Source organism: Mesorhizobium sp. M1163 (assembly GCF_040318415.1).
Taxonomy (GTDB): Bacteria; Pseudomonadota; Alphaproteobacteria; order Rhizobiales; family Rhizobiaceae; genus Mesorhizobium.
The window spans coordinates 21,732-42,142 of record NZ_JAMYMF010000002.1; the positions used below are offsets into that span (position 1 = coordinate 21,732).

Here is a 20,411-nt window from a genome sequence, read left to right on the forward strand (position 1 = left end):
AATAATTTATGTGAAGCGCTGCGGGGCTGTTTGCGCCATCGAGCGCGTCGACGTGACGGGAGATACGGACGCGCCCCGCGACAGTAAGGGCGAGGCCCTTATTTGCCTTCGAAGAAAGCATGGATCGCGGCTTCCAGCTTTTCGATAAGCTGAGGGTTGTGGCAGCTGCCAGCCCAGATCAGGGCGTTTAGCCTCATCTCCTTGTTGATAAAGCTCACCTTCCCACAATCCAGCAGGTATTCCGCGATCTCGTAGTGCCGCCCCTTGATAGCCTCGATGAGCGCGTTGTTTCTCCCCGTCTTGTCGGTCAGATTTACTTCCGCGCCATTCTCCACGAGCAACTTGACGACTTCGAGATGCCCGTTCTTCGCCGCCTCGATAAGAGCCGTTCTGCCGTAGTAGTCAGCTCGCGCGTTGATCTCTATTTGGGGGTGTTTCACCAGGGCTGAGATACACGCGTAATGTCCCCTGGCGGACGCAAGGCTCAAGGGCGTGCTCTTCCACTTGTTTCTGGAATTCACGTCGATTTCCGGGTCTTCGATCAGCGCCTCCACCACAGCTGTGTGGTCATTGAGGGCTGAAAGGTGAAGTGCAGACCAGCCGCCATCGTCCGGCTGATTGATATCGGCGCCAGCCGCCAATTCCGATCGAACCGCCTCCGCATCGCCGTTTTCTGCCGCGACCAGCAGAGGCGACCAGTCTCTTGCCCCTTCGGCTTCCAAGCTGTTGGTCAACGCAGTCGCCTCCTCGGATAGTCGATAGAATACCACATTATCCGCGATAATGGCGGCTCCTGTACTGGAGTCCAATGGGTCAAAAGCTGGAACGCTGTCGGCCCGAACGGACATCGAGATCAGCGCTTCACGTCCGTCTCCTCACATTCTCCTGATATTGACTCGCTTTGGCGGTCATCCAGACTAGATAGAGCGTGCGCCGGGCGGACCGATGCAGAAGGACGTGAACATGCCTGAACAGATTACTCTGAATAGACCTGAACAGATCAGATTGAACGACGGCTCCGCCATTCCGCAAATCGGCCTTGGCGTATGGCAGGTCGATCCAGCCATCACGGCCAAGGTGGTGCGCTGGGGGATCGAGGCCGGCTACAGGCTGATCGATACCGCCGAAGGCTATCAGAACGAGGAAGGTGTCGGGCAGGCGATCCGCTCGGCCGGCGTGCCGAGAAGCGAGTTGTTCATTACCTCGAAACTGCGCAACGGCGCCCATCAGCGCGACGCCGCCTTGCGCGCCTTCGACGAGACGATGAGCAAGCTCGGCATCGAACAGATCGACCTGTTCCTGATCCACTGGCCGGTGCCCAGCCAGGACAGATATGTCGAGGCGTGGAAGACGCTGATCGAACTCAGGCAATCAGGCCGCATAAAGTCGATCGGCGTTTCGAACTTCAACCAGGACCATCTCGAACGGATCATCGGCGAGACCGGCGTCACGCCTACCGTCAACCAGATCGAGCTCCACCCCCGCTTCCAGCAGCGTGACAAACGCGAATTTCATGACAGGCACAACATCCGCATCGAGAGCTGGAGCCCGCTGGGCAGCGGCCGGCTGTTGAGCGATCCGACGCTTGAAAGCATTGCCAGGAAACACGGCAAGTCGGTGGCGCAGACGATCGTCAGGTGGCATCTTCAGGAAGGGCTGATCGTCATTCCAAAGTCGATCCACCAGGACCGCATCGCCGCCAATTTCGACGTCTTCGATTTCGAGCTGGAAGCGAAAGACCTCGAGCTTATCCGGGGCATGGATTCGCCCGACGGCCGCACCGGCCCAAACCCCGCTACAGCCGCATTCCTGTTCTGAGGGCCGACAGTGAAGCTGCCGATCTCCCCCCTTGTGGGGGAGATGTCCGGCAGGACAGAGGGGGGCGCTGTCCCGCCGGCCTATTGAACTCTCCGGCTCATATCCCAACCCAGCGGGACCTCAGGCAGCCGGTTCACTGACGGAAAAAAGCTGCAGGCTGCCGGGAACACCTGCAAGCTCCATCTCGCCATGCTCTTCAAAAGCCAGGCCGGAACCGGCCACGAGATCACGAACCGTGCGCGACGCGATGATCTCGCCCGGTCCGGCAACGTCGAGCAGATGTGATGCCAGTTGAATTGCAACACCGGCGAAGTCGTCTCCGCGCCTTTCGCATTCGCCAATATGGACTGCCGCGCGAACCTGAAGGTCTAACCTCTTCATTCGACGACGGACCGCGATTGCACATTGGATCGCCCGCGTTGGTCGCAGAAATACCGCGAGAAACCCGTTTCCGGTGCGGCTGATTTCCTGACCGTTAGCAAGATGCAATTCGTTGCGTATCTCGTCGTCGTGTCGCTGCATCAGATCGCGCCGCGCCCGGTCGCTAGCGTTGACGGGAGCCGGCGGCAACCCGACGATTTCCATGTGCAGCACCGTCACAAGCACGCGCTCGCTCGACGTTGCCGGCAGCGAGCCGGTGACAAAAGCCCGGATCTCGTCGACCAAACGATCGGAATTCTCCCCCCAGATTACGTGATCACGGCCGGCAAGCTCAATGTATCTGGCGCCTTCGATATGCGTTGCCAGGTAGCGCCCCTCTTCCGGTTTTACCCAGCGGTCGCCCGCCGTCTGCACGATCAGTGTCGGGACGTGAACGGTTGGGAGAAGGGCGCGAACATCGATTTCAGTGCCCCAGCGCCAGAGCGCGACCGCGTCGGCAGGCGAGGCTGAATTCCTAAGATAGGCGGCGAACCATTCTCTCTCGAAACTGTCGTTCATCAGGCTGGGCGCGGCGTTGCTCATGTCCGCCGGCTCCCCCCACTGTCTCTCGACGGCGGTCAGATCTTCTTCTACCTGCTCGCTTGTCCTTGCCCATGGATAATCCGGCGACCATCGGCCGCTGGCATAGGTTCCGTTGAGCACGACAGCCGCTGTTCGTTCGGGATAGGTCGCCGCGAAAAGCATGCACATAGGCCCCCCTTCGGAGCTGCCGAACAGAACCGTTCGCATTGATCCGACCGCATCCAACACCGCTCGCATGTCTTCCATCCGCTCTTCCAGCGTTGGCAAACCAACATTGCGATCGGACAGTCCGGTGCCTCGCTTGTCCATACGGATCAGGCGGGCAAAGGAACCGAGACGCTGGAGCATATGCGCCAGCCGCGGCGATGACCAGGCAAGGTCGAGGTTGGAGACCCACCCAGGCACATAGATCAGGTCGACCGGCCCGTCGCCGGTTACCTGATAGGCGATGTTGATTCCGGCCGATTTGACATAGTGGGTCGCGGGGCGCATCGGCTCGGCCCGGGACGCCGGCCGCTCACCTGTTCGGGCTGCCGACGTTGGCGGTGTCTGGGAAGGCGACACCGAGGCGGCTATCCGGGTAGCGGCTTGCGGCGTCACGCGGCGCGTCCGCAGGTCATCATAGAGTTGCCGGGTCTCCGGCTCGGGCTGCAAGCGGAGCTGCAGTTGCAGCACATCACGGCAGCGCTCATACTGTTTCAGCGCGAGGTTAAAGCGGCCCTGGGCGGCATAGGTCCGCATCAGGGCTCGGTGGATATCCTCCCGTAAGGGCTCCAAAGCCAGCAGGCGCACCGCCGCCCGCAGGCATGATGGAAGATCATTCGTTGCCGAATAGTGCGCGACGAGCTTCTCCAGCACGATGGTTGCGATTGCCCTCAATCGCTCGCGCTCCACTCTGAGCCAATCTTCGAACGGCTCCTCCTTCAGGCCGAACCCGTCCAGGAGGTCGCCACGATAGACGACGAGCGCTTGCTCGAGTTGCTCCGGGTCGGAGCCGGCGGCCAGCGACTCGAACCGCGCGACGTCGAAATCAAGATCGTCGAGATTGAGCGTAATGCTGTCGCCGTCGCTCAGAAACCTTTCGCCATCGGATGCGCCCATTCCTTTCCTTATGGCGGATAGGGCCTGTCGAAGGTTCATTCGGGCCTGGGTTTGGCTGTTGCCGCCCCACAAAAGCGCGGCGAGCTTCTCGCGCGATTGGGAGTGTCCGGATTGCAGGGCGAGATAAGCCAGCATGGCGCGAGCCTTGCGGCTGAAAACCGGGGCCACCGCTCCTCCGGCAAAGTCAAAGCCGCCTAACAGACAGAGATGAGGGTGCGCCATCGGATCCGCCACAGCCACAGCTTCTTTGCGATCCTTTCCTGTACTTGCCTCTATTTCAACCGTCATTTCGCCCGGCCTGGTGTTTTTCACGAATCCTTCACGCTGGCTCCACCGCGTTTCTCACGACGCAGGGAAGACAAGTGTCGGGAGACTGGTATCTCAGGAGGACGCTGTGCTACCCCCGACGGAATGGCCCATCTGGCATGATGATTCAAGGCAGGACCCGCAGCCGCGCGGCGGGCCACTGCGCCACGACATTGCGCTCGCGCGCTATCTTGAGAACCAGCGGGCCCGCCGGGCGTCAATGATCCAGGGGTTCGATTTCCGGACCGCCGCGGTCAGCTTGCGCGCACTTTTGGCGAATGCGGGTGGCCGTGGATATCGGCTCTTGGAGGTCCTGGGCATTCGGCCCTTTCATATCCCCGAGCCATCCACCAGCGGCACATCTTCGCCTTCCCACGGGCTCGGCATTGAGCCTTTGCTGAGATTGGCCGACGGCAGCGGCATCCAGCACTTCAGTTCGGGTTCGGCATATTCGACGATGCGTCCTGGAGACGAATCGGAAGCGCGCCAGCCTTCGCTGTCGAACTGATCGGCGCGGGCCCAGTAAGCCATGTCGACCTCGGCCGGCCCCTGTTCGGAAGGCCGAACCGTGACAAGGATTCTGCTGCCGTCCCTTGGCGCGCTCGACATGTGGCGCCACTGATCGGGCTCGTCCATTGCACTTCCTCCTGCGATCTTCGCCTCGCGCGGATAGTCGCTTCGCGTTCGGAAGCGGTCAACCCGAACTTTTTTGCCTGAGGCAAAATCCCTGCCCCGTCGTCGAGGAACAAGTCATGGCGCGCCGGGTTTGGGCAAGTTGTTGAAGGAAGCAAAATGAGACCAGCGCGCCGACCGATCGTTAGCATTGTTGCATGGCAGGCCGCGCCCTTCGTTCCCAACCCGGTCCGATCGCAATGAGGCAGGCCGGTTCCGATCGTTCCACCCCACCGGAGGAGGGTAAAGGCGGCATAGGCCGCGCGCTCGGCCTCGGCCTGATAACAGGGGCGGCCGACGACGATTGTTCCGCGATAGGCACCTATGCCAGCGCCGGCGCCCGTTTCGGACCCGACCTGCTTTGGACGGCTCCGGTGACGTTGCCGATGATGTACGCGGTCGTCTACCTGTCGTCGAAGCTCGGCCAGGTATCGGGGCGCGGATTGTTCCACGTCATCAAGGACTTTTACCCGCGGTGGCTGCTCTGGTCGGTGCTTTTGGGTGTGCTCGTCGGCAACACCATCGAGGCAGCGGCGGATCTCGGTGGAATGGCCGCGGCGATCAACATATTCGTGCCGCTTCCCATTCCGCTGATCGTGCTGTTCGTCGCCGCCCTCATCTTCGCCCTCCAGGTCTTCGGCTCCTATACTTTGATCCGCAACATCTTTCGCTGGCTGGCGCTGGCGCTGCTCGCCTATGTCGGTGCCGCCATTCTGGCCAAGCCGGACGCCGCGGCGGTGCTGCGCGGGACGCTGCTCCCCAGGATCGAATTCAACCGTGAGTTCCTGTCGATCCTGGTCGCCATCATCGGCACGACGCTGTCCGCCTATCTCTACACGTGGCAGTCCAATGAGGAGGTCGAGGAGGAGATTGCCCAGGGGCGGACAACGCTCAGGGAAAGGAAGGGCGCCACCGACAGCGAACTCCGTCGCTCTCGCCGGGACATCCTCATCGGCATGATGTTTTCAAATCTCATCATGTATTTCATCATCCTGTCGACGGGTGCTACGCTCTACAAGGCGGGCCACCACGATATCGACACGGCCGCGCAGGCGGCGGAGGCGCTGCGGCCGCTCGCCGGCCAGGCCGCAAGCGTTCTGTTCGCCGCAGGCGTGATTGGCGTCGGTTTCCTCGCGGTTCCTGTCATGACCACCGGCGCTGCCTATGATGTGGCGCAAGCCATCGGCTGGAAAAACAGCCTGCACGCCCGGGCTCGAGAGGCGCCCAAATTTTATCTCGCCATCGGATTTTTTACCGCGATCGCCGCCGGCCTCAACTTCCTTGGCTTCAATCCGATGAAGGCGCTGGTCTGGTCCGGCATCGTTCAAGGCTTCTCGACGCCGCCCTTGCTGCTGCTCATCATGCTGATGACGAACAACCGCAGGATCATGGGCGACCAGGTGAACAGCCGCAGCACCAACATACTCGGTTGGGCAACGACCGCCGCTATTTTCTCGGCGACGATCGGCCTGGTGGCGACCTGGTTCATGTGATCCGGCGGAAGCAAAGCGACGCCGCCGGTTGGATTACCCGTTCCCGCTTGCGGATTGTCCCAGCTTTGCCGGTCTTGGAAATTCCACAACGTCGCCCGTGGGCCGCTTGTATTGCGCCGCGACAATTGCATCGATCAGGAGATCCAGAGCCGCACGAGCCGTGCGGCTCGTCTCGTCCTCGCCGCTCAAATAATGGCAGGCTCGTTCGAGGTGGAGGTGTGCGGCGGCAAAGTCGCTTGTCATAGGCTTCTCCCTGTTGCCCGCCGGCCGGCAAGATGACCGCCTCGATTTACCCAAAAGCAAATATCCACAGCCGGATTTGAATCAAATTGGCCTGACTCGCCACATGCCGCGGACCCCACGCCAGCACCTTGGCCTGTGCCCGCGCCGCGTCCTCTCCGAGGGCCGCTAGGCCATCCAGGATCGTGGCATCAGGACATGGTTCCCCGACGTCGCGCCGGAGCGCCCGAGGGCGACTTGCCTGATATGTCCGGCCAGCTGTTCATGCGCTCTGTCCGACGCGCTGCGCTATCGCGGCTGCAGGCGCTGCAGCGATCTTTCAGCGCGGTACGGCGCGTTGAATGAACCAATTGCCGGCGATGTGCCGCAAACTCAGTTCGCTCACCGTCCTGCTTTTGAAATTTTCTGGCTCTTTTAATTCTACAAACTCTCTAGACTTAACATAGATCGCTTGAAGTGGAGCGCTTGAGAGGGAGCTAGGAATGTCGAAAAAGCTCGTGGTGGGGCTGTCGGGCAATTTGACCCGGCCATCGAAGACCAAGGCGTTCGTCAGCCACATTGTCGGACAGGCCGCCGAAAGCATTGGCGCGGCCTCGGCCGTCTTCGACATCGAGGATCTCGGCGCGTCCCTGCCGCAGGCGAGGCGCCTCGGCGACCTCGACCCGGCGGCGCGCAACATCGTCGAACGGCTGCTAGGCGCCGACATCCTGGTGGCCGGCTCGCCGACTTTCAAAGGCAGCTATACCGGGCTTTTCAAGCATTTCTTCGACCTGCTCGATCCGTCATCGCTGAGGGGCAAGCCCGTCATCCTCGCCGCGACCGGCGGCGGCGAGCGCCATTCGCTGATCGTCGAGCACCAGCTGCGGCCGCTGTTCGGCTTCTTCGAGGCGCTGACCGTGCCGACCGCGATCTACGCCTCCGACAAGGACTTTGCCAATGGCGTGCTGGTGTCGGACGCGATCCATGCCCGCGCCCGGCAGGCGGTCGCCGAGGCATGCCGGGTAACCGGAGTGCCCTATCGCGTCGGCCTTGCCGCCTGAACGCACTACTGACCCGAGATCCCCTCCCCGACCAATCCAGGAGCACGCCGCGATGACCAGATCCAAGAAATCCAGGCAGATCAAACTGGGCGCTTTCCTGCCCGGCGGCGGACAGCATATCGCCGCCTGGCGTCACCCCGAGGCGCCGGCCGACGGTGCCACCAATTTCGAGTTCCACAAGCAGCTTGCCCTGACCGCCGAGCGCGGCCTGTTCGACGCCTATTTCCTCGCCGACAATCTGACGGTCGGGCTCGGCGCCCGCGAAGGCGGCAATGCCAAGATCGCCGGCTTCGAGCCAGTGACGCTGTTTGCAGCGCTGGCGCCGCTCACCACGCATCTCGGCTTCATCGCCACCGCCTCGACCACCTACGAGGAGCCCTACACGCTCGCCCGCAAATTCGCCTCGCTCGATCATCTGTCGAATGGCCGCGCCGGCTGGAACGTCGTCACCTCGGCCGGCGACGAAACCGCGCGCAATTTCAATCGTGATACCCAGCCTGCCCACGCCGAGCGCTATACCCGCGCGCATGAGCATGTCGAGACGGTCAAGGCGCTGTGGGACAGCTGGGAGGACGATGCCTTCATCCGCGACCAGAAATCGGGGCGCTTCTACGACAAGGACAAGCTCCACGACATCGACCACAAGGGCGCGCATTTCAGCGTCAAGGGTCCGCTCAACGTGCCGCGCCCTGTGCAGGGGCACCCGGTGGTGGTGCAGGCGGGGCAATCGGAGGACGGCCGCAAGCTCGCCGCCCACTCGGCGGAAGTCATCTTCACCGCCCATCAGAACCTGGCGTCGGCGCAGGAATTCTACCGCGACATCAAGGCCCGCGTGGCGGCCGTCGGCCGCGATCCCGAGCAGGTGCTGATCATGCCCGGCGTAGCACCCTTCGTCGGCCGTACCGAAGAAGAAGCGCGCGCCAAATACCAGCAGCTGAACGATCTCATCCTGCCCGAAGACGGCGTCGCCCTGCTCAACGGGCTGGCAGGCCAGACGCTCGACATCAGGGGCTATCCGCTCGACGGCCCGCTGCCGCCGAGCAAGGAAACCGAAGGCATGAAGAGCCGCCAGGCGCTGATCCGCCAGATTGCCGACGAGCACAACTTCACCATCCGCCAGCTCTACCAATGGGTGGCGACGGCCCGCGGCCATTACACCGTCATCGGCAGCGCAGTGCAGGTCGCCGACCAGTTGGAGGAATGGTTCGGCAACGAAGCCGCCGACGGCTTCAACATCCTGCCGCCCTGGCTGCCCGGCGGGCTCGACGACTTCGTCGAGCTGGTGATCCCCGAACTGCAGCGCCGCGGCCTGTTCCGCACCGCCTATGAAGGCAGGACGCTGCGCGAGAACCTCGGCCTCAGGCGGCCTGAAAACCCGTGGACCGCCGCCCGCTCGGCCGTGCTGGCCGCCGAATAATCCCGAGAAGCCCACTACCCTCGAAGCGAGAGGCAAGACGATGACCTTGCAGCACATCGAACAGGCCGCCAGCCTCGGCACGCGTGACGGCACGACAAGCCTGGGCACGGACTTCCTGCGCCTCGGCGGCCGGGCAGGCATCCGCTTCCTGTCGCGCTACGGCGCCCTCATCGCTTTCCTCGCAATCTGGCAAGTGTCGAGCAGCGCCGGGTGGGTCAACACGGCCGTGCTGCCGCCGATCGACATGATTGTCGCGGCACTTTGGAAGGGGTTGGCCGGCGGCACTCTGCTCGGTGACATCGCCATCAGCCTGCAGCGCGCCGGTCTCGCCTTCGCGGCCGCCGTGCTGGTCGCCATCCCGCTTGGCCTGTTCATGGGCCAGGTGCGCGCGGTCGAGACCGCGCTCGATCCCATCCTGCAGGTCTTCCGCCAGACCTCGGCGCTGGCGCTCTATCCCGTATTCATCCTGCTGCTTGGGCTCGGCGAAGCCTCCAAGGTGTTCGTCATCTTCTGGGCGACGCTGTTCCCGCTGCTGCTCAACACCATCGGCGGCGTCAAGCAGGTCGATCCGAAACTGCTGGAGATGGCCCGCGTCTATGGCGCCAGGCAGCTCACCGTCTTCCGCCGCGTCGTGCTGCCCGGTGCCGTGCCCTCGATCTTCGTTGGGCTGAGGCTCAGCGCCACCACGGCGCTGCTGCTGTTGATCGCCTCCGAAATGATCGGCGCCAATAAGGGCATCGGCTTCCAGGTGATGAACGCGCAGTACAATTTCCAGATCCCGCTGATGTTTGCGGCAATCGTCATCCTCGCCGGCCTCGGCCTGATCGCCAACCAGGCGCTGGTCAGCCTGCAGCGGCGGCTCTGCCGCTGGAGCAATGCCGTCGACTGACCACCCCTTCGCCATCTCCCAACCAGGCCAAGCCAGGCCAGAACCAAGGAAGACCGGACCATGAAAATCACTCGCCGTTCCCTGCTTGCCGGCGCGCCCTTTGCCGCCGGCCTTCTCGCCGCCGGCCTGCCGCGCCTCGCCTTTGCCGAAGCGGCACCCGTCAAGTTCCGCTCCCTCGCCAGCCGCGGCAGCATCTCTCCGCATGAGCTTGCCGGCGAGCTCGGCTATTTCAAAGGCCTCGGTATCGAGGTCGAGAATGTCGGCTATTCCGGCGGCGGCCCGGAATCGCTGTTTGCGCTGGCCTCCGGGAGCGTCGATATCGGCTCGGCCGCAACCGCCGCCGTGATCAATTCGATCTCCGGCGGCAACGACTTCGTCGCCGCCTATCCGAGCAACGGCATCAACGGCAAGGTGCGAAGCGTCTTCTACGTGCTCGACGACAGCCCGATCAAATCGATCGCCGACATTGCCGGCAAGACAATCGCCGTCAACACGCTCGGCGCCCATCTCGACTACACCGTGCGCGAGGCGCTGCACAGCGTCGGCCTGTCGCCGGACGCCGCCAATCTCGTCGTCGTGCCCGGACCGCAACTCGAACAGACCTTGCGCTCCCGCCAGGTCGACATCGCGGCGCTCGGCTACTGGCAGGCGACCTTTGCCGGCGCGCTGGTCGACAATGGCGGCGTGCGTGGCGTGTTCAACGACACCGACGTGCTGGGCGAACTGGCCGGCGGCTTCGTCGTGCTCAGGCGCGACTTCATCGCCGCGCATCCCGACGCCGCCCGCAATTTCGTCGAGCAATCGGCGCGCGCCTCCGACTGGTCGCTGCAGAACCCCGACGAAGCGCGCAAGGTGCTCGCGACAATCCTCGACAAGCGCGGCGAAAACGGCGAGCTGGCGCGCTACTGGACCGGCTTCGGGCTGCGCCAGGGGGCCAAGGCGGCGGACCGCGACATCGACTTCTGGGTCAGCGTGCTCGAGCGCGACGGTCGCCTGCCAAAGGGTAAGCTGAAGGCAACAGACATCCTCTACCGGCCCGGCGAAACCAAGACCAACTGACAAGGCCAACCGGCAGCTGGGAGACGAGCGCGATGAGCAGCACAAGCGGCGGTGAGGTCAGCATACGCGACCTGTCCAAATCGTTCAGCATCGGCGGGCGCTCGCTTGCCGTGCTGAGGACCCTCAACCTCGACATCCGCTCGGGCGAATGCCTGGTCATCGTCGGCGCCAGCGGATCTGGCAAGACCACGCTGCTGCGCATTCTTGCCGGGCTGGAGGCCGCCGACAGCGGCGGCGTCGCCATCGACGGCAAGCCGGTGCACGGCGTCGGCGCCGAGCGCGCGGTGATCTTCCAGGAACCGCGCCTGCTGCCCTGGCTGACCGTGCTCGGCAATGTCGCCTTCGGCCTCGAAGTGCGCGGCGTGCCGAAGGCCGAGGCCGAGGAACGGGCGCGCTTCTATATCGCGCTCGTCGGCCTCGCCGAATTCGGCGATGCTTTCCCGAGGCAGCTGTCGGGCGGCATGGCGCAGCGCGTCGGCATCGCCCGCGCCTTGACCGTGCAGCCCGAAATCCTGCTGCTCGACGAGCCGCTGGGCGCGCTTGACGCGATGACCAAGATCGGCATGCAGGAGGAACTGGCGCGCATTTGGAGCGAGGAGAACGTCACCATGGTGATGGTGACGCACGACCTCGAGGAAGCGATCTACCTGGCCGACAGGGTGCTGATCCTGCCCAAGGAGAAAGGCGGCGCGGCGCGGCTGATCGACATCGACCTGCCCCGCCCGCGCGAGCGCAGCGAAAGCCGCTTCGTACGCTACCGCGAAGAACTGCTGCGCGAATTCGGCCTGCACTGAAAGGCCCCCTACGCGATCTTGGGTTCCTCGCCCCGCAAAGCGGGGAGAGGTGGCTCGGCGATGCCGAGACGGAGAGGGGTCTTCCTTTTTTGAAATCCTCTCCCCCCGCGCTCTTTCCTGGAACCGGATTCCCCGCCCCCGCATTTCCTTAACCGGGAGGCGAAGGAGCGCGGCATGAAAGCTTTGTTCGCAATCTTTGGCGGCTTCGTCCTGACGCTCGCCGTATTCGCCAGCGGCCTCGCATTCGCCACCTGGCTATTGATAGCCAAGCCGGTGCGGCCGCCCGCCCCGGTCTCCAGCGTCGCCGAACTGTGGGCCAAGGATCCGCGCCCGGTAAACCCGGCCTCGCAGCGCCTCGAGCGCCTCCCGGCCCGCCCGGTTCCCGTTCGCACCTCGGAAGTTGATCGCAGCTCGAAACCCGCCGACACCGCCGCAGCTTCGACACCCGACACCACCGGCTCCATCAAGCCGGCGGTGGAAGAGCAGCAGACGCTGCCCGCCGCCCATGTCGAATGGTGCGCCAGCCGCTACCGCTCCTACAGGCCAGGCGACAACCGCTACACATCCTACAGCGGCCAACAGCGCCCCTGCATATCGCCCTATCTCGACGCCGCCGATGACGGCAGCTACGTCGAGGCGAGCGATACGTCGTCAGTGGAGGGCTACCCGCCACCGGATGAACCCGGCGGCGCCGAGTTCTCATCCGACCACGTCCAATACTGCTTCAGCCGCTACCGCTCGTACCGGCCGGAGGACAACAGCTATCAACCGTATTCCGGCGGGCCACGTCGGCAGTGCGAGTAGGCTGGCGCGCCGGATGGCGGGCTAGCGGACCGAAGGGCATGGTGTCTTGTGCGATCCCACCCTCGAGCGGCTAACCAACGATCACGCAAATTTTTTTGGATCGTTCGGATCGGCGCGGCGTTCATCCGACAGGCAAAGGAGGAATTAAGATGGGCGACGAACGGGACGACAAGATTCGTGAGCGCGCATACCAGATCTGGGAACGCGAAGGCGGGATCCATGGCGATCCCGAGCGGCACTGGCACCGGGCTGAGGCCGAGATCGACAGGGAGGCAGCCCTGCCGCTGACGGCAGGCGATGCCCTGCCGGAAACCCGCGAGTTCGCGAGTTCCGACGTCTTGACGGTGGAGGCCCTGGCGGTGCGCACCGGCATATCGGGCGAACAGGCACAGGAGCTGATCGACAGGCTGGGCAACGACCGGGCGGCGATCGAACAAGCCGCGCGCAACCTCAAGGGGAAGCAGCGGCTCGGGGAGTGACAGATGATCAGAAAACTCAAAGACGGAAAATACCGCCTCTATTCGCGCAAGAAGGACGAAAAGACCGGCAAGCGCCGCAATCTCGGGACGTTTGACAGCCGCGAGGCTGCGGAGAAGCACGAACGTGAGGTGCAGTATTTCAAGAAGCATTGAGGCGGCGTTGGGCGTGTTGTCGCTTGCCAGGCAGCCGCGCCGGATGCCTGACGGAACCTGAGCCTGCGAAGACGGCGGCCACGCATCTCTGCGCCGGACAGTTTACGAGAACATGGTGCGTCCAGAAGCAGGTAACGACGCCCATCGCGGTCGCCCGCGGATTTTAGCACGGTATGCAAATTGTTCAGAACCGTACCTGATGCACCTCGCGCAAGCGGCATAAACCTTTCAGTGACGAAGCGTTCGCTTGCAATGTGGGCGATGCCTCCACTAGTTTCTGGTCAAATTGAACAAAACGGGAACAAAAATGTCACGGGCGAATTGAATTCGCGTTCGCCGTCCGGCGTGTTGCGCACCACAGGGCCTGGCTGGTTGGGATAGATGTCGATGGAGGGTTCGAGATTGCCGAGGATATCCCGCAAGGCGCGGGTCCACTGGCGAATGGCCTCCTGCTGGTCGTGATATTGTAAAGATTGCACATTTCAGGCCGTTCCCGGATGCTTAGGCATCTTGTTGGAAACGGCCCGGAATTTCCAGCGCTGTCCGTTAGGTTGCTGACACGGCAGGCCGTGTCAGCAATGGCTTTGTGAGACCTACCGCGCCGATTGTCTCATAGCTTGTGCGGCGACTGCCGCCAGAAAAGCCCTCGCCGCGGCATCGCAGGCCGCTCGAGACGGGCCCTTGGCGAAAAGAAGAAGCTCGGCGGCTCGAATGTTGAGCCCGTGCTTCCTTGCGAATGTGGCTAGATCGTAAGGCTTGTTGTCGTAAGGCACGTCGTCGTAGTCGATCGTCAGATCGTAGTTTTCTTTCATTTTCTTCCTCCCGTTAGCGATCTTCCCCCTCCTGTCGCTAACGCAAAATTAACGTCGATGGCGTCGGGCGAGTCCACCAATCAGAGATTGTGTAAAAAACGTACGAGCTCGGATGCTCGCCCTCGCCACGGCGCCGCGAGCAATCGCCGCGAGCCGGACCGCTCGAAAGAGCCGATTATGGGGGCACGTTGGAAAAGGCAGCCACGGCCTGGTGCCACGGGGTGTCCGCGACCCTACCGTGCCTAATGGCCGTCATTTTCATCTTCCTGGCCCGGTCCGCAAAGCCGGCCTCGTTGGGTCAGCTAAAGAATAAATCCGGCTAATAACACCGTAAGGAGCAGTGACAGCGGAACAGCCGCAAGACACCAGATCTCCAACGTGTTGTTTTGCAGCGGGTCCATCGTCAGCCTCACTTTTTGGTTCGTCATTGTGACACTAACGGTTGGTCGGAGGTAGCGGTTCCAAGCGACGCTGTTCATAGAGCGCTGCCTGTGCTGCATATTAGCAACAGCTTGACGACCGCTGAGCCCGTACCGCTTGGAGAACTTCACTTGGCGCCGGTGGATGGGCATTCCGCAGGAATGCAAGCGCCCCTCCATCAGGCGTGCGGGGATCGATCGCCGCCTATGATCAGCGCCGAGCCATGCCCCGGAACCCAATGGCTGCGTCGACCTCCGGCCGAAGTTTCGCTACCACCGAGCAGACCCGATGTTCACTCCAGCCAGCGATGCCCGTTTATAGGACCTAAGTCTGACCTGCCTGCGCAATGGTCTCGTGTACGGCCGGCGCCGGGAACAACTGCGCCCGTCTTCAGTTGATGGCGTCACCTCCTCGAGGAGAGATCGGCGCAGAATCAGTCCCTTCAGCGCTGATTAGGGTCCGCCTGCCATTGATGGATTTGGCAGGCGGACCCTTGGTTCTGTACGCTCCAGATCGAAAGCGGGTAAGCTCGGGATCACTCATCATCCCAGAAATCCTGCAGAGAGCATGGCGGAGGGCTCCTCGCCCTGAGATGCTTGACCTGGCTTGACATCCGAGACGACCTCCCAGCGCGCGCACGCAGCGGGGGGCGCCCTCAGCCCTCCAGCGCCTCGTGCTGGTAAAGCTCGTCCATGCTGAGCGTCGCGAGCGCCGCGAAGGGCGCCTGCTTTTTCACGCGGCCGTGGCTCAGGATCACCACGTCGTCGCAGAACGAGATGGTGCTGCGATGGTGGCTGATGACGATGGTGGTGCGGCGGCCGGCGCGCGACTTCAGCGTCTCGACGATCGCCGCTTCCGACAGCCCGTCCACCGCATTGGTGGCTTCGTCGAGGATGAGGATATCGGGATCGCGCACCAGGGCTCTGGCCAGCGCGATCCGCTGCCGCTGTCCCGCCGAGAGGTTGACGCCGCGGTAGCCGACGACGGTCCTGTAGCCTTGCGGCAGTTGCTCGATGAAGCCATGCGCTTCGGCCAGTTTTGCCGCGCGCTCGGCGTCATCGGCCGAGGCCGCGTCCTGGCCGTAGATAATGTTGTCGAAAATCGTGCCGTCGACCAGCTCCAGCTCCTGGCTGGCGAGCGCGATGTGCTTTCGCCATTGGCTGGGGTCGATGCGGTCCAGAGGCGATCCATCGACGAGGATCCTGCCGCTATCCGGTTCGACGAAGCGGCACAGGAGATTGACGATCGTCGTCTTGCCGGCGCCAGAGCGGCCGATCAGCGCGGTCGAGCGGCCGCTGCGGATGTCGAAATTCGCCGCATGCAGCACCACCGCGCGCTGTTCCGAACCAGAATAGGTAAAGGTGACGTCCTCGAACTTGATGCCTTGGCTGAGCCCGGGGAACGCCGCGTCACCTTGCGGCGGCTCGGGCTTACCGGATGGGTCCAGCATCCACGTCACCTCTTCAAGCGATCCGCTCAGGCCCTGCAACTGGCTCCAGGCCATTTGCAGCGACCGCATGTAGGGCTGCAGCCTGTAGAGCAGGATGACGAAGGCGACGATCAGCGGGAAGCTGACATTGGCGAACCAGGCGCCGATCACCACCGCCAGGAACAGCATGGCGTGCAGAACCTCGGTCAGCGGCGGCAACGCTCCCTGACGCGTCAAAAGCACGAACGCCGCCCGGCGCACTGCATCCGATGCCTGGTCGAATGCCGCCTTCTCGCGTTGCTCCTGGCCGAAGATGCGGATCAGCCGTCCGGCATGCACCAGATGCAGCATCTGTGATGCGAGCTGGCTGTTGCGGGAGGCGACGCTGCGGCTCGGCGCCTTCAGATTGGCCGACAGCATGGCGTGCGCGACCTGCACCAGCGCCAGGCCCAGCGTGACCAGCAGCGTCATCTGCCACGACAGGAGCAGCAGGAAGGTCAGCAGGATGATCGCGGCCGATGCGTTGACGATTGCCCCCAGCGTGATCTGGATGGCATCCGAGGCCCGCCAGGATTCGTTGGAGATGATGTTGAGCAGCCGTCCAGGGCTTTGCTGCAGGAAGAACGGGTAGCCCACCCGCAGCAGCTGCTCCGACAGCGCGCTGCGGATCGAATGGCTTGCCTTGCCGTAGATGAAGGTGGTCAGCAGCGTATTGGCGTAGGCGAACAGGTTCTTGAGCACGATCGAGCCGAGGATGGCGACGGATATGACGATCAGCCGGTCGCGCTCGCTCAGGCTGGATCCGACATGCTGGAAGACGGCGGAAAAGCCAGCCATGCCGGTCTGCCCCTGCCCCATGATTATGTTCAGCAACGGGATGATCAGGCCGATGCCGAACCCCTCAAGCGCCGCACTGAGCAGCCCGAGCACCACCACGGCCGGAAGCAGGCGCAACTGCTTTTGCCCGAGCGCGCGGCGCAGCATCGGCAGGCTGGGCGGCATCAATCGCATGATTGCGGATCACCTCGCCTCGGCATTTGCTTGTTGCTCCTGTCGCATTTGCGCCGGCTGCGGCGATTTCACCAGCGAAAGCACCGCGAACTTGGCCGCGCCGAGCAAGTTCATGCCGATGATCGGCCAGTGCGACAGCTTGAGTTCACGGTCGAACAGAGGGCCTTTCCTCAGTTCGCGCAAGGCCGCCCTCATGGACCAGTAGAAATGGCGAAGCAGCCACGGCGCGTGCCGGATATGTTTCAGGCAAAGCCCGCCATTGCCCATGCTGTAGTCGCGGTGCAGCTTTTCTATGGCCTTGCGATCGCGCCGACCATGATGGTGGTAAATCGTCATGTCGGGCACATATTCGACCGGAATCCCAAGCAGCACCGCCCGCACGAGATAGTCCGTATCCTCGGCCGAGCGCAGCGGGCCGCCGGCGCCGAAGCGTTCGTCGAAACGGCCGATGCGGGCTGCAACATCACGGTGCATCGTCATGTTGCAGCCAAGCACGAAGCCACCGGGATGGACATCCGGCGTAAGCCGCGCGCGCACCGGCGACCGCTTGATGGTGAACGGCAGGTCGCGGGGATCGCCGATCTCGACGCGGCCACCACGGATGACCCGTTCGCCGGCCGAATAGTGCCGTTGCAGATCGTGCAGATAATCCTTGTGGACTGCGCAATCATCATCGACGAAGACCAGCACGCGGCCCCGCGCCCGCTCCAGCCCGGCGTTGCGCGCGGCCGCCAGTCCAGGTCGTGGTTCGCGAATAGCGGTGAACGGGATGTCCGACAGTTCGGCGATGCTGGCCAGCCGTTTGGCGGTGCTGTCGGTCGAGCCGTTGTCGACAACCACCAGCTCGGCGGCAAAGTCGGCATGGGCACGACACGCGGCCTGGATCGACCTGATACAGGGCTCGAGCACGGCGACGCGGTCGCGTGTGCAGACGATGAAGCTGACCGCCGGCGCCGGTCCATGCTGCGGCCGCGGCGACATGGCCGCCGGCACCGTCGAGTGGCCGCGCTGCTGGAGCTGGTGCGATTTGACGAACATGCGTTGCTAGCTCAACTGGTTCGAAGGCAAAACCGCCGCGGCCGGCACGGATTGCAGATACCGCGACAGGGCGTCTACCTGCCTAGTGACCGACATCGAGGCGAGGCTGAAACGCGGCGCGAAGGCACCGGTGCGAAACACGTACTGCTCGCGGCGCCGGATGAGCTTCCATTTCGCGGTCCGTGTCAGAAACTCGTGCATCAGCAGCGGCTGTCTTTCTCCCGATATCAGCTGATAGACGAAATAGAACAGGTTCAGCGTGCCGGCCTGGTAGCTCGGCCTCGTCTCGGCCGGCAGCGCGGCAATCCTTTCTTCCAGCGCAAGGATCCATTCGGCGGCACGGCGAACCGTGTCCATCGACAGGACCTCACCGATGTCGCGGAGGTCTTGCGTCTCTTGTGCAAGCCCCTCGCGCTCGAGGTTCTCGGCGACGATCTTCAAATGCGTCCTGCGCATTTCGCGCTTGTGCCTGTTGGTCACGCTGTCGTCATGGATACGATAGGCGATCAGACTTTCGGGGATCATGGCTGCCGGGTAGCGGTCGGTCAGCCGCCTGAACAGGTCGAAATCCTCGGCGTGCTTATAGCTGGTATCGTAATATAGAACGTCTTCTTCTATAACATTCCTGTTGTATACCACGGTGGAATGCATGAAGATCGTGAAGAACATCGACAATATCCGCAGGCTATTGTCCTGGAATATCGGATCGGGCGATCCCCTGACGACGCGGGTGCCGAGCAAGGTGTCGAAGCCTGCACCGCACAGCGCAAGGTCAGGCTGCTGATTGAACAGCGCGATCTGCCGCGACAGGCGCTGGGGATAGGCGATGTCGTCGGCGTCCATCCTGGCGACCAGATCGCCGCGGGCCACGGCCAGGCCTTCATTGAGCGTTGCGATCAAGCCACGGTTTTCGCGTGAGATGATCGAGATGCGATTGTCGGCCTGGCGATATTTCTGCAGGATCTGCAGCGAGTTGTCGGTCGAGCCATCATCGATGGCGATGACCTCCAGACGATCGTAATCCTGCCGCAGGATGCTACCCAGCGCAGCGGCAAGATAAGGTCCCGCATTGTAGATCGGCAGCAGAACGGAGACTAAGGGAGCAGCCATTGGTCAGCCCCGACCGCTTCGTTGCAACTTGCGTGGCAAGCGCGATGCGCCATCAAGCGGCCTGCTCGGATATGCTCCTGCCGCGAGCCAACCGCTGTTGGTCGTATCGATGCCTGTCGGGAAGCCGGCTCGGCCTCTCCGGGCAACATAGGGGAAGTGGCGCTTTAGGCTGTTGAGCGGCTTCTCGAAAAGCAGCCATGAAACCGAAGCCAGCATGAGCGTCACCGTTCCCGCCACCAGGAACCGCCCTGGCCCTTGCTCCGAGACGTTGAGCGGGATCCAGGGCTGCGACTTGACGATGAGCGACAGCACTATCGGATGGTAGAGATAGACGCCGTAGCTGATGCGGCCAAGGCCAAGCAGCGGCGGCAGTTCGACAAGTTTTCCGATATAGCCGCCAACCCCTGTCGAACAGCTTGCAACGATGACCACCAGCGGCGCGAGAGGCAGGATCTGCAACAGCAGCCAGAGGCCCCATTCCTGCAGCGGATTTGCCGGCGCCGGCGCAAACCACTGCAGAACGAAAAACGCCACGGCGAGCCACGGCCAGCCAGCTCGAAGCCATTGCGGCAGGCCAGCGGATCTTGACCGGTAAGCGGCAAGCAGCGCCCCTGACGCCAGCGCGTCCATCGACGCCGGCGGCAGCAGGTCGCGCGACAAACCGGGTGTTCCCGCGATCGGCCAATAAAACCGGTAGGCCAGCGACAGCCCGATAACGCCGATACAGATCGCTTCGAGGCGCCGGCGCGGCGCCAGCAGCACGATCAACGGCCAGGCGATATAGAACTGCTCCTCGATGCTCAGGCTCCAGAAATGGCAGAGCAGCCAGGGCGTCCATTCATTCTGCGCTGCGTACCAGAAATTCGACAGATAGAGCGCGTGCCAGGCCAGCGATCCTCTCGACTGCTCCATGTCCGTCAGCCAGACGAAACCCAGCACGGCGAAATAGGGCGGGAATATCCGCAGCGCCCGCCTGATATAGAAGGATCTCAGCGCCGGTCCGGTTTCGAATTCGGCGGCCGAGCGGGCTTCGAGCAGCAGGCGGGTAATCAGAAAGCCGCTCAGCACGAAGAACAGACGTACGCCGATATGGCCCCAGAACGAGGATCCTCCGGCCGCGAAGAAGTGGGCGTACAGCACCATCGTCACGGCGATGGCCCTCAGCGCGTCCAATTGGGTGTCGCGCGCATTTCCCATTAGCGGCGTGCGCCGGCGGGACGGCGAAACTGCCAATCGGTCAACATAGCGGCGTCGTTCACGGCGCATTTCCAATCGGAAGCGCCCCCCTCACGCAGGATAAGGCGCCACCATTGTGCAACGCAACACAAAAAGTTGACATATTTGAAACAGGAACGTGAGGCGC

Annotated in this window: 18 protein-coding genes and 1 pseudogene; 10 read left to right on the plus strand and 9 right to left on the minus strand. The window is 63.0% G+C overall.

Features of this window, described 5'->3' with window-relative positions:
• Positions 1–98 precede the first annotated feature (98 nt).
• Entirely contained in the window at positions 99–734 is a 636-nt protein-coding gene (locus tag NKH43_RS02160; RefSeq protein WP_352856364.1) for an ankyrin repeat domain-containing protein, read from the minus strand.
• 229 nt (positions 735–963) lie between these two features.
• Between NKH43_RS02160 and NKH43_RS02165 the strand changes: the two genes are divergently transcribed.
• Positions 964–1,818: an aldo/keto reductase gene (locus tag NKH43_RS02165; RefSeq protein WP_352451452.1), complete on the plus strand. Its 855-nt coding sequence runs from the start codon at positions 964–966 to the stop codon at positions 1,816–1,818.
• A 120-nt stretch (positions 1,819–1,938) separates the two neighbouring features.
• Here the strand turns inward: NKH43_RS02165 and NKH43_RS02170 are convergent, their stop codons facing one another.
• Positions 1,939–4,050 carry an alpha/beta fold hydrolase gene (locus NKH43_RS02170; RefSeq protein WP_352856366.1) on the minus strand — a complete coding sequence of 704 codons (2,112 nt, stop codon included), beginning with the start codon at positions 4,048–4,050 and terminating at the stop codon, positions 1,939–1,941.
• Between the two features lie 468 nt (positions 4,051–4,518).
• On the minus strand, positions 4,519–4,824 hold the full coding sequence (locus tag NKH43_RS02175) for a hypothetical protein (RefSeq protein WP_352856368.1): 306 nt from the start codon (positions 4,822–4,824) through the stop codon (positions 4,519–4,521).
• Between the two features lie 236 nt (positions 4,825–5,060).
• Between NKH43_RS02175 and NKH43_RS02180 the strand changes: the two genes are divergently transcribed.
• The 9 genes from NKH43_RS02180 to NKH43_RS02220 all read left to right on the plus strand — a co-directional run bounded on the left by NKH43_RS02180 (position 5,061) and on the right by NKH43_RS02220 (position 13,228).
• The gene (locus NKH43_RS02180) at positions 5,061–6,353 is read left to right on the plus strand and encodes an Nramp family divalent metal transporter (protein WP_023722368.1); all 1,293 of its coding nucleotides are present in this window, start codon (positions 5,061–5,063) and stop codon (positions 6,351–6,353) included.
• A 722-nt stretch (positions 6,354–7,075) separates the two neighbouring features.
• Positions 7,076–7,633: an FMN reductase gene (gene msuE / locus NKH43_RS02185; protein ID WP_023722369.1), complete on the plus strand. Its 558-nt coding sequence runs from the start codon at positions 7,076–7,078 to the stop codon at positions 7,631–7,633.
• Positions 7,634–7,685: 52 nt separating this feature from the next.
• On the plus strand, positions 7,686–9,050 hold the full coding sequence (locus NKH43_RS02190; protein WP_352494425.1) for an LLM class flavin-dependent oxidoreductase: 1,365 nt from the start codon (positions 7,686–7,688) through the stop codon (positions 9,048–9,050).
• A gap of 40 nt (positions 9,051–9,090) precedes the next feature.
• Positions 9,091–9,939 carry an ABC transporter permease gene (locus NKH43_RS02195; RefSeq protein ID WP_023722371.1) on the plus strand — a complete coding sequence of 283 codons (849 nt, stop codon included), beginning with the start codon at positions 9,091–9,093 and terminating at the stop codon, positions 9,937–9,939.
• 60 nt (positions 9,940–9,999) lie between these two features.
• Positions 10,000–10,998 carry an ABC transporter substrate-binding protein gene (locus NKH43_RS02200; RefSeq protein ID WP_352856370.1) on the plus strand — a complete coding sequence of 333 codons (999 nt, stop codon included), beginning with the start codon at positions 10,000–10,002 and terminating at the stop codon, positions 10,996–10,998.
• 32 nt (positions 10,999–11,030) lie between these two features.
• The gene (locus tag NKH43_RS02205; RefSeq protein ID WP_023722373.1) at positions 11,031–11,792 is read left to right on the plus strand and encodes an ABC transporter ATP-binding protein; all 762 of its coding nucleotides are present in this window, start codon (positions 11,031–11,033) and stop codon (positions 11,790–11,792) included.
• Between the two features lie 174 nt (positions 11,793–11,966).
• A complete protein-coding gene (locus NKH43_RS02210; protein WP_023722374.1) occupies positions 11,967–12,596 on the plus strand; it encodes a BA14K family protein in 630 nt (209 codons plus the stop codon).
• A 149-nt stretch (positions 12,597–12,745) separates the two neighbouring features.
• Complete coding sequence (locus NKH43_RS02215; protein ID WP_023722375.1) at positions 12,746–13,075, plus strand: DUF2934 domain-containing protein; 330 nt, start codon at positions 12,746–12,748, stop codon at positions 13,073–13,075.
• A 3-nt stretch (positions 13,076–13,078) separates the two neighbouring features.
• Positions 13,079–13,228: a hypothetical protein gene (locus NKH43_RS02220; RefSeq protein ID WP_023722376.1), complete on the plus strand. Its 150-nt coding sequence runs from the start codon at positions 13,079–13,081 to the stop codon at positions 13,226–13,228.
• 326 nt (positions 13,229–13,554) lie between these two features.
• Here the strand turns inward: NKH43_RS02220 and NKH43_RS02225 are convergent.
• The 6 genes and pseudogenes from NKH43_RS02225 to NKH43_RS02250 all read right to left on the minus strand — a co-directional run.
• Positions 13,555–13,709: pseudogene (locus tag NKH43_RS02225) on the minus strand (SOS response-associated peptidase); the annotation flags it as partial.
• A 112-nt stretch (positions 13,710–13,821) separates the two neighbouring features.
• Positions 13,822–14,040: a hypothetical protein gene (locus NKH43_RS02230; protein ID WP_051409764.1), complete on the minus strand. Its 219-nt coding sequence runs from the start codon at positions 14,038–14,040 to the stop codon at positions 13,822–13,824.
• A gap of 1,075 nt (positions 14,041–15,115) precedes the next feature.
• Positions 15,116–16,900: an ABC transporter ATP-binding protein gene (locus NKH43_RS02235; protein ID WP_502895814.1), complete on the minus strand. Its 1,785-nt coding sequence runs from the start codon at positions 16,898–16,900 to the stop codon at positions 15,116–15,118.
• Between the two features lie 9 nt (positions 16,901–16,909).
• Entirely contained in the window at positions 16,910–17,881 is a 972-nt protein-coding gene (locus NKH43_RS02240) for a glycosyltransferase family 2 protein (protein ID WP_031195092.1), read from the minus strand.
• Between the two features lie 63 nt (positions 17,882–17,944).
• Positions 17,945–19,048, minus strand: coding sequence for a glycosyltransferase family 2 protein (locus NKH43_RS02245; RefSeq protein WP_352856372.1), 1,104 nt, complete (start codon positions 19,046–19,048; stop codon positions 17,945–17,947).
• 3 nt (positions 19,049–19,051) lie between these two features.
• Positions 19,052–20,245 carry an acyltransferase family protein gene (locus NKH43_RS02250; RefSeq protein ID WP_352856374.1) on the minus strand — a complete coding sequence of 398 codons (1,194 nt, stop codon included), beginning with the start codon at positions 20,243–20,245 and terminating at the stop codon, positions 19,052–19,054.
• Positions 20,246–20,411: the final 166 nt, after the last annotated feature.

What these genes read in the sequence shown, in the direction of transcription:
- NKH43_RS02180 (WP_023722368.1), top strand. Translation starts at nt 5,061, where the DNA reads ATGAGGCAGGCCGGTTCCGATCGTTCCACCCCACCGGAGGAGGGTAAA.
- NKH43_RS02240 (WP_031195092.1), bottom strand. Translation starts at nt 17,881, where the DNA reads ATGTCGCCGCGGCCGCAGCATGGACCGGCGCCGGCGGTCAGCTTCATC.
- NKH43_RS02245 (WP_352856372.1), bottom strand. Translation starts at nt 19,048, where the DNA reads ATGGCTGCTCCCTTAGTCTCCGTTCTGCTGCCGATCTACAATGCGGGA.
- NKH43_RS02195 (WP_023722371.1), top strand. Translation starts at nt 9,091, where the DNA reads ATGACCTTGCAGCACATCGAACAGGCCGCCAGCCTCGGCACGCGTGAC.
- NKH43_RS02200 (WP_352856370.1), top strand. Translation starts at nt 10,000, where the DNA reads ATGAAAATCACTCGCCGTTCCCTGCTTGCCGGCGCGCCCTTTGCCGCC.
- NKH43_RS02235 (WP_502895814.1), bottom strand. Translation starts at nt 16,900, where the DNA reads ATGCGATTGATGCCGCCCAGCCTGCCGATGCTGCGCCGCGCGCTCGGG.
- NKH43_RS02220 (WP_023722376.1), top strand. Translation starts at nt 13,079, where the DNA reads ATGATCAGAAAACTCAAAGACGGAAAATACCGCCTCTATTCGCGCAAG.
- msuE (WP_023722369.1), top strand. Translation starts at nt 7,076, where the DNA reads ATGTCGAAAAAGCTCGTGGTGGGGCTGTCGGGCAATTTGACCCGGCCA.
- NKH43_RS02230 (WP_051409764.1), bottom strand. Translation starts at nt 14,040, where the DNA reads ATGAAAGAAAACTACGATCTGACGATCGACTACGACGACGTGCCTTAC.
- NKH43_RS02165 (WP_352451452.1), top strand. Translation starts at nt 964, where the DNA reads ATGCCTGAACAGATTACTCTGAATAGACCTGAACAGATCAGATTGAAC.
- NKH43_RS02250 (WP_352856374.1), bottom strand. Translation starts at nt 20,245, where the DNA reads ATGGGAAATGCGCGCGACACCCAATTGGACGCGCTGAGGGCCATCGCC.
- NKH43_RS02205 (WP_023722373.1), top strand. Translation starts at nt 11,031, where the DNA reads ATGAGCAGCACAAGCGGCGGTGAGGTCAGCATACGCGACCTGTCCAAA.
- NKH43_RS02175 (WP_352856368.1), bottom strand. Translation starts at nt 4,824, where the DNA reads ATGGACGAGCCCGATCAGTGGCGCCACATGTCGAGCGCGCCAAGGGAC.
- NKH43_RS02190 (WP_352494425.1), top strand. Translation starts at nt 7,686, where the DNA reads ATGACCAGATCCAAGAAATCCAGGCAGATCAAACTGGGCGCTTTCCTG.
- NKH43_RS02210 (WP_023722374.1), top strand. Translation starts at nt 11,967, where the DNA reads ATGAAAGCTTTGTTCGCAATCTTTGGCGGCTTCGTCCTGACGCTCGCC.
- NKH43_RS02215 (WP_023722375.1), top strand. Translation starts at nt 12,746, where the DNA reads ATGGGCGACGAACGGGACGACAAGATTCGTGAGCGCGCATACCAGATC.